This is a genomic window from Microcoleus sp. AT3-A2 (assembly GCF_036705685.1).
In the GTDB taxonomy this organism is placed as follows: domain Bacteria; phylum Cyanobacteriota; class Cyanobacteriia; order Cyanobacteriales; family Microcoleaceae; genus Microcoleus.
In genome coordinates this window covers 1-8,136 of record NZ_JAUBVF010000109.1, presented here as the reverse complement: position 1 = coordinate 8,136, position 8,136 = coordinate 1, and the positions used below count along the sequence as shown (strand labels likewise).

The following is an 8,136-nucleotide window of genomic DNA, read 5'->3' as shown; positions in this document are numbered from 1 at the left end:
CTGCTTTCTATTATGCCATCAGCTTAGCCCGACAATTGTCTGAGTATTTATACTGACTGTAAAAGTGGGATGCTCCCGTCCAGACTTCTTCAAGAAGTTGGGACTCTTGGTATTTTGTTATGGCTGCGCCTCAATTTCAACGATCGGCTCTTTGGCAATTTTGCCCAATTTCACAGACTCTAGCAAGCTTTCCCAATCAGCAGCTAATTCTGCATCATTAGGATTGGCTTGGCGAGCCGCAGCTAAAGTGCTGAGGGCATCTTGCCAAATCCCATTTTCAGCATAAATAACGGTTTTCTGGCGCGCATCGGCCTTCTCTAATGGACTGCGGATATCTGCACTGAGTTCAACTCGCCGTACACTACCGCTTTCGCTCTGATCGCTCGATCTGTCTTGAGAGTTGCAAATCACTGTAAAATTCCAACGGTAACTTTTGCCTAATTCCAAGGGCGGCACATTTTTGTTAGCGGGGATACTAACGCCGATCACCCCTGATAAATTGCTAATTGTGAGATCCTGTTTATAAATCTCCTTGCCGCTTTGATCTTGTAGGATAAATTCGGCTGATTCCGCCTCTGTTTTAGGCAAGTAGAAAAAGAATGTTGGATAGTCGGAAACCGTCCGTCCGATCTTATTTTTAGGCACTAAGGGTGTGAGACCTACCTGACTAATGCTCGCGCAGCCACCGCGCACAAGCCGTCTCGGTTGAGTGGGGGGCCGCTCATCTATATCTTCACGGGGCTGAACGAAGCGCGGCCCTCCCGATCGAGTGGGTGGCTTGCCATTTACGTTGGGAGCCCCCCCCGGATCGAAGCGCGGCCCTCCCGATCGAGTGCGTGGCTTGCTAGGTATGTTGGGAGTCTGCCCCATAACTGCAAATTGGGAAGCGTTAAGTGTGGCGATCAATACTATTGAGCCAACTGATGTCAGATTGAGGATAAACTTAGTAATTATTTTCATTAGTTTCATAATTTTTTAGGGAGAGATTCTCTCTTTTTATTTATTTTTCCTTCCCAAAATCCGGTAGACATTAACTTTTTGTTCCCTGCCTTTTAAAGGCAAAGGTCCCCAAGATTCTACCTCCAATTGGTCGGCCAGATGCAGAAAGGTTTCTTCTGCAATCAATATCCGGCAAGTGTCCTCTTGCCGATCCTTTTCGCAGCTTTCGAGTCGAGAGGCAATATTTACGCTGTCGCCGATCACTCCATATTCTAAACGGGTTGTGCCTCCCAGACTACCCACCATAACAGGCCCTGTAAAGATGCCTACTCGCATTTTTGCGGCTGGTAAACCGCGTGTGAGCCAATTTTGATTCATTTCTGGCAAGCGCGAACTTATAGCTAGAGCGCAAGATACGGCAAGGCGAGCATCTTCTGCAATTTCTTCTGGAGTGGTGCGGGGAATGGGTACGCCAAATACTGCCAGCATTCCATCTCCGGTAAATTTATTAATCACGCCTTGATGTTCTTGGACTTCTTGCGCCATTGCTGATAAATACTCATTTAACCAACTCATTACCACTTCTGGCGGTAGTTTTTCGGAGATTGTACTAAAACCCTGCAAGTCGGTGAGGATGATTGTAGCAGTAACTTTTTGCCCTGGCAATAACCCTGATTCGAGCAGATGGACGCGCTCTTTCCACAGGGCATTTGCGATCGCGGGTGAAGTTTGTTGTCCTAATAATTTCATCACAATCCCTTGCTGTTGCCTCGACTGCTCGTATTTATAGGTGACTGCGACTCCTGCGGTGATTAAAAGTGCCAGGGCTGGAGTGATTACAGGTATCCACCCCTGTTGCATGAAGAGGAAAAAGGTCAATCCGAATAATGAGCCGCAAGCTGCGATCGCGATCGCGATCAAATTCAAAGATTTTTCTAACCGCCAAGCTAAACAGCCGCCCACTGCACTCCAAACAGCGACCCAGAGGATTTCTTGCCATTCATCCCAATACCAAAATAGCCCTTTGCCATCTAAAACTGCGCTGAGAATTTGGCTGGTGGCCGTTGCGTGAATTAATACCCCAGGCATCGGCTGGTTTCCGTTTCCAGTAGCGCTGTAAGGGGTAAAAAATAAATCGTTGACACTTAGGGCTGTAACGCCTATTAGCACTATTTTACCCTTCACCAATTTAGGATCAACTTTTCCCTCCAACACTTGAGTTAGTGTCACGGTCTTGGCTATATTTTTAGGAGAGCGGTAATTGAGCAATATTTGATAGCCTTGGTCAGCAATGTTCTGATAACCTCCTGAGTGCGATTGCAGCTTTAAAAATACTGTCTTGTCTACCTGAATTTCATTTTTTTCGGTTATTTTATCATCTATATTTTTGCTATTGAAATAAGCCAAAGCTAGCCGCATTGAAAATGAAGTCAGTGTCGTTTTACCATCGCCAGCAAACATCAAATTGCGACGCACTATACCGTCGGGATCGACGACTAAATCGTTAAATCCTATCCGCTTATCTGGTATGTTACGAGGTGGTGGCACTCGATCGTATTCAGAGTTGCCGATTAAGGTAATGGGGATTACTTTGGGGTTTTTCCATTGAGTGACTAATTCTGCATTCCCCGGTTCGTAGGGAACATTGCGAAGCATATCTATGCCAATAGCTGTGGGTTCAAGACGCGCTATTTCGGCGATCGCTTTTGCTAAAGTGCGATCTGAAATTGGCCATTTTTCAATAGTATTAATGTCCTGATCTGTGATTGTGACTACCAGCAACCTGGGGTCAGGAGCCCGATCTGGCCGCAACTTCACCATCAGGTCGTAAGCATTTAATTCTAGTGGCTGCAACCCGCCTAAATGCCTCACTACCAATAGAGTTCCGGTCACGACAATCCAGATGATAGCAACAGGTTGCAAGTCAGCGTAGGGGAAGAAATTAGTTAAATTTTTCCAACGTCCCTCCGCCAATTTATGATAGATTCTCTTAAAGAATTTGGGCATAAAATTTTTTGCTTTAACCCTCATTGACAAAGTTTGCTACATCTTAACTGATCACTGATGCCCCTTACCTATGCCGCCTTTTTAATTTTCCTGTGCGGTTTTGGCGATCGCACTTAACTGCAATCCCTGCGGATAGCTGTTTTCTTCTTTGCTGCGCTTGATGTCGGCGATTGAAATCTGGGGTTTGAGGTATTTTGCCAAAACTTTAACCACGTCGCCCCGATCGATCGTCCCCACTACTGAACCAATCGGCGAGAGGACGATGATTCGGGGGAGTTGACGGGCTTCCATGCTGTTAATTACTTCTGCGATGGATGCTTTTTCGGAGACTGTGGGGGTTTTTCCCAGGGGTTTCAAAATGTTGTGCAAAGTCTGAACTTGCCATTGACTGCGTTCTGTGAAGCGGATATCGTCGATCGACACTAACCCCAAATCCCGACCGTTGGTCGCAGCAATATAAAATGGAAATGGATTGACTTCTAACAAATATCGATCGGCAAATTCTCGCAGAGTCAAATCTGCATCTACAACTCGAAACTCCCGGCTCATCGCATCGCTGGCTTTAATTTTGAGCAGGGCTTCTTGCAGGGAAGTAACTTGGCTATAAGCAGTGGCATTGCGAATGCCAAACCAGCCGATCAGCGCAATCCACAAGCCGCCGTACTCGCGCGCTAAAAAGCATAAACTCAGACCCAAAGCAACAGCCAGCCAACCTAAAACTTGTCCGGTTTTTGCCGCCCAGCGAACGCCGGCAAATCGAGAGCCAGTGATTTTCCAAATTGCTGCTTTTAAAACTTGTCCTCCATCCAAAGGTAGACCGGGAATTAAGTTAAATAATCCCAAAACGAGATTGATTAGTGCTACCCTTTCGGTGACAATTGCTAACAAACTTTTCGGGGGAAGAACTTGAGAACCCAAACCGAGGATTAAAAACAACGCAAAGCTGACGAGAGGGCCGGCAATAGCTACTTGAAAAGCTTGACCGGGAGTTTTTGATTCCGAGTCGATCGAAGCTACTCCGCCAAATAAGAATAAGGTAATAGAATTAACTTTAATGCCTTGCGATATCGCCGCCAAGCTGTGTCCGAGTTCGTGCAAGAGCACGGAAGCAAACAGTAGCAGAGCTATTGCTAACCCCGCACCCCAGGAGAGCGCAGGCCCCCACAGGCGGTAACTGCTGGCGTATTCGCGGGTTGCTAAAGCTAAAATTATAAACCACGAATAATCTATAACTAGGGGGATGCCAAATAAAGAGCCGATTCGCCAACCTGTCTGCATGAAGTTTCCTGGGAAAGGAGAGCAAGAAAGAGTTTCTATTATATCTTTTCTTCTCCTTGCCTTTGCCTTTCCCCTGATTTTTACAGAACTCCGGCGTTACCCAAGCCCAAGATTACTCCGGCTCCGAGCAAGTGGCCGAAGCTGGCTGTTGCCAGCAATTCTGGTACGCCGAAGCCTTTGAACATTCCAGGGAGTGCAACGGGTAAAGCTGGGCCCTTGCCTCGGTTTTGCTTGGAGATGCCGTAGTAGCCGATCGTGATCGCCAGCAAATTACATAAAATCATTGTCAGTCCTACCAGTGGCGACCACTCCGGTGTTGAGGGAACAGTAGATTGTACGGCTAACAGCAAAGATGAGTTAATCATGTTCTTATCTCCTGATTTCACAGATATATTGAGTTCCAAGATTATAAAAAGCGTTTTGCATTAAACTAAGATTTGTTTTAATAGTTAACAATTCGTTTATATTTTGATACAAATTCGGAAGGGAGGAGTCGGATTGCGGGTTAAAATTTGCGGAATCACTAAATTAGACCAAGGAATTGCGATCGCCCGCTTGGGAGCCCAGGCTTTGGGGTTTATCTGCGTGCAGGCTTCCCCTCGCTATGTCAGCCCAGAAACAATTCGCCTCATTGTCGAGCAGTTGCCGGAAAATGTCGATCGCATCGGCGTTTTTGCAAACACCACAATAGAAAATATCTGTCAAGTAGCGGTAGAGTCAAATTTAAGCGGGGTGCAGTTGCATGGAGATGAAACAGCGGAATATTGCGATCGACTGCGGGAGTTTTTGCCGGGAATTGAAATTATCAAAGCCCTGAGAGTTAAGACTCCTGAAACTTTAGCCACCGCTGCTGTTTATGCTGTTCGTGTCGATACTTTACTGCTCGATGCTTACCATCCACAGCAATTGGGTGGTACTGGTAAAACGATCGACTGGATGATGTTATCAGAGTTTAGACCGCAGTGTCCTTGGCTGCTGGCGGGCGGTTTAACACCCGATAATATTTTAAATGCAATTGATAGTGCGATCGGCAATAACTTCAGCGGTGTTGACCTTTCCAGCGGCGTAGAAATAGCGCCGGGAGATAAAGATTTGACCAAAGTTGCTCAGTTATTTGCTAATTTAAGTCAACTTGCTCATCATTGATACATTGGCAATAGCAAATTCGCGCTTTTTATCGGATTTATTCTTTAGTCTGCTTGGGCGAAGCCTGCCGTAGACTCGGCAGACTTCGTTTGTATAGTGGCAGTTTCAACCGCAGATTATTCCCTTTATTGTTTTATCGGCGGATCTCAAAAGTACGCGCGACAGAGCTATCTTGAAGGGAATCGCCCTCCGGGTCTTCGTATTCCAAAACCAACTCACTAACCGTAGCACCGGTGGGGCCGCGGCGACACCAACTAATCATTCCTTCAACAGCTTTTTTGCCGCCTTCAAAGACAGCCTCGACTCGCCCATCGGGGAGATTTCTTACCCAGCCGCCCAGGCCGAAATACTTTGCTTGATTCCTTGTTGAATATCGGTATCCTACTCCTTGAACTAATCCCGAAACAAAAACGCGGACTCTGACGGGCGGGGGTGATTGATTTTGCATAATAAACGGCTCAACTTACTGCTAACATCTGTTTGAAAATTTTAAGGATCAGTTTGATTATGTTAAATTTTAGCGCGATGGCGCTGCCGGGATTCCTGATACGCCGCGTCACCCTAGCTTTTTCAACTATTCCCGATTTCACTGATTGGCTGGTTGCAGCTATGCTCGCGCTGGTTTACACTTTGATCGCTCTTTCCGTCGGTTTTTGGTCGGGATTTCTAAAAGTAGACGTGCAAACCTCTCGGCGTACAATTGTGGAAGTGCTCATTGGCTGTTTGTTAAGTCCGGGCATCACCGAGGAATTATTGTTCCGGGTGTTAATGCTGCCGCACCCGCTTGAGAATGCTTCTGGGTTAATGCTGTGGTTTTGGGGATGCGCGAGTCTGGCGGCTTTTATACTTTACCACCCGCTGAACGCGCTAACTTTTTACCCGGTTGGTCGATCGACCTTTATGAATCCAGTGTTTTTGCTGCTGGCGGCAATTTTGGGAGTTGCGTGCTCCCTCGCATACCTGCAAAGCGGTTCTATCTGGCCTGCGGTGGTGCTTCACTGGCTCGCAGTGACAGCCTGGCTGTTGCTACTGGGCGGTTACAGGAGGCTATATGGTTAAATGTAAAAAGTCCAGCATCACTATTTTGTCGGGAGGATCTCAGTTGTGGGTATCATAGGAGCGATCGTAGGTTTTTTGGCAGGGGTAGCAGTTGCTTACTGGTTAGTAGAAAAGCGCTTAAAGAAGCAAAAGCAAGAATACTTGCAGCAAACTCGCAGAATTAGTGAGGAAATAGAATTATCTCAGATGTCTCGGGTGCAACAAGCTGTCGAATCTCAGAAAGGAGAACGGGAAAATCAGCTTAGAAAAGCTACTATCGAACATGACAATTTACTCAGACAAGTTACTACCCAATACGAAAACCAGCTCAAACAAGTTGCAGCTCAATATGAAAACCAGCTCCAACAAGTTCAGGCAGAACGTGACAGTCAGCTCCAACAAGTTTTGGCAGAACGCGACAGTCAGCCCCAACCATTTGCCAGCATAGACGAGCATGAGCTGCGGCGACAAATTAGCGAGGAATTAGAAGCCGCTAACAATGCTAGGATGCAGCAAAATATCCAATCTTTGCAAGCAGAACACGAACATCATTTACTTAGAGTTGCTGACGAATTGCATATAAATTATCAAGCTCAGATGGAGCAACATTTGCAAAACTTGCAAAATGAACACGAAATTCGCTTGAGGCAAACTGCCGAGGAATATGAGAACCGCGAGGTTGAGCTGCAGTTAAATATGGAGGCTTTGCAAGAGCAATACGAGAGTCAGTTGCAAGCGGCTCACGAGCAGTTGAGAGAGCACGAAGCTCAGATGCAAGCCACTATCAGGTCTTTGCAAGAGCAGTACCAGAGTAATGTACAACCACAAGAAGTCCCGGAGCAGCAGTTTAGTCAGTTAAATTCAACAGAATTTGCCGAAGGTTTATCACAAGAAGAAGTTTGGCAGGAACTGTCAAGTCAGTTAAATCAAACAGAAGTTGAAGAAGAGTTAAATTACACAGATTTTTCGGAACCCCAACCAATTGATTTACATCAACCAGAAGTCGAACAACAGCTTCTAATTACCAGACAAGCACCAAGCTATTCCCTACCGCAGTTGATGGGATGTGTTCAAAGTCAGGACAAAGAAACCCGCAAGTTTGCAGCGTCTGCTTTAGGTAAAATGGCTGGTGCTAATGCTCTGAGAGCCGAAGGTCAGCGAGCAATAGAAACCTTGGGCAAATTAGCTCAAGATATTCACCCGGAGGTGCGCGAAGCTGCTGTGGAAGCACTAGCAATGATTAAGTCTGAAAAAGTGATTCCGCTGTTGCAAAAAGCTTTGCGAGATACAGATAGCGGTGTGGCTAAATCGGCAAGTGCTGCGCTCAATAGGTTTAAGTTTTATCCGCGCACTCCGGCGGCTAAGCCTAAAACTGTTGATCTGAAGAAACCAAAGCGTTAAGCATTTACGAGCATAAATATAGCAATTCTCAATTGCCTACAACGCAGGACACAACATTGTTGTGTCCTTACCTATTCGATGAATATCACAAATATCTAAAAATTCTCAATTGCCTACAACACACGACACAACAATGTGGTGTCCCTACTGAGGTGCTGTATTGCACTGAGTTTCGATTAATACCACAAATATATAGCAATTCTCCATTGCCTACAATACAGGACACAACAATGTTGTGTTCTTACCGAGGCATTTGTGACAAGTTAAGAAAAAGTGCAAATTGTCAAGGGGGTAGACCAAAAAAGGTAAAATAGGATGAAACCTTTA

The 8,136-nt window shown here is 45.9% G+C and carries 8 protein-coding genes; 3 read left to right on the top strand and 5 right to left on the bottom strand.

Features of this window, described 5'->3' with window-relative positions:
* Positions 1-117: 117 nt before the first annotated feature.
* From QUB37_RS28825 to psaK, 4 genes are all read right to left on the bottom strand, one after another.
* Complete coding sequence (locus QUB37_RS28825) at positions 118-960, bottom strand: DUF928 domain-containing protein (RefSeq protein WP_333168593.1); 843 nt, start codon at positions 958-960, stop codon at positions 118-120.
* 36 nt (positions 961-996) lie between these two features.
* Positions 997-2,946 carry an adenylate/guanylate cyclase domain-containing protein gene (locus QUB37_RS28820; RefSeq protein ID WP_333168591.1) on the bottom strand — a complete coding sequence of 650 codons (1,950 nt, stop codon included), beginning with the start codon at positions 2,944-2,946 and terminating at the stop codon, positions 997-999.
* An 81-nt stretch (positions 2,947-3,027) separates the two neighbouring features.
* A complete protein-coding gene (locus QUB37_RS28815; protein WP_333168590.1) occupies positions 3,028-4,224 on the bottom strand; it encodes a site-2 protease family protein in 1,197 nt (398 codons plus the stop codon).
* An 80-nt stretch (positions 4,225-4,304) separates the two neighbouring features.
* Positions 4,305-4,589: a photosystem I reaction center subunit PsaK gene (gene psaK, locus QUB37_RS28810; RefSeq protein ID WP_333168587.1), complete on the bottom strand. Its 285-nt coding sequence runs from the start codon at positions 4,587-4,589 to the stop codon at positions 4,305-4,307.
* 133 nt (positions 4,590-4,722) lie between these two features.
* Here psaK and QUB37_RS28805 point away from each other — a divergent pair, with 133 nt between their 5' ends.
* Positions 4,723-5,370: a phosphoribosylanthranilate isomerase gene (locus QUB37_RS28805; RefSeq protein ID WP_333168594.1), complete on the top strand. Its 648-nt coding sequence runs from the start codon at positions 4,723-4,725 to the stop codon at positions 5,368-5,370.
* 133 nt (positions 5,371-5,503) lie between these two features.
* Here QUB37_RS28805 and QUB37_RS28800 read toward each other — a convergent pair whose 3' ends face one another.
* Positions 5,504-5,818 (bottom strand): acylphosphatase, encoded by a 315-nt coding sequence (locus QUB37_RS28800; RefSeq protein WP_333168585.1) that lies wholly within the window; start codon positions 5,816-5,818, stop codon positions 5,504-5,506.
* 59 nt (positions 5,819-5,877) lie between these two features.
* Here QUB37_RS28800 and QUB37_RS28795 point away from each other — a divergent pair, with 59 nt between their 5' ends.
* Both QUB37_RS28795 and QUB37_RS28790 read left to right on the top strand, forming a co-directional pair.
* A complete protein-coding gene (locus QUB37_RS28795; RefSeq protein WP_333168583.1) occupies positions 5,878-6,429 on the top strand; it encodes a CPBP family glutamic-type intramembrane protease in 552 nt (183 codons plus the stop codon).
* A gap of 45 nt (positions 6,430-6,474) precedes the next feature.
* Entirely contained in the window at positions 6,475-7,809 is a 1,335-nt protein-coding gene (locus QUB37_RS28790; protein WP_333168581.1) for a HEAT repeat domain-containing protein, read from the top strand.
* Positions 7,810-8,136: the final 327 nt, after the last annotated feature.

Coding starts and splice junctions, on each gene's coding strand:
- psaK (WP_333168587.1), bottom strand. CDS start 4,589: ATGATTAACTCATCTTTGCTGTTAGCCGTACAATCTACTGTTCCCTCA.
- QUB37_RS28820 (WP_333168591.1), bottom strand. CDS start 2,946: ATGCCCAAATTCTTTAAGAGAATCTATCATAAATTGGCGGAGGGACGT.
- QUB37_RS28800 (WP_333168585.1), bottom strand. CDS start 5,818: ATGCAAAATCAATCACCCCCGCCCGTCAGAGTCCGCGTTTTTGTTTCG.
- QUB37_RS28825 (WP_333168593.1), bottom strand. CDS start 960: ATGAAAATAATTACTAAGTTTATCCTCAATCTGACATCAGTTGGCTCA.
- QUB37_RS28795 (WP_333168583.1), top strand. CDS start 5,878: ATGTTAAATTTTAGCGCGATGGCGCTGCCGGGATTCCTGATACGCCGC.
- QUB37_RS28815 (WP_333168590.1), bottom strand. CDS start 4,224: ATGCAGACAGGTTGGCGAATCGGCTCTTTATTTGGCATCCCCCTAGTT.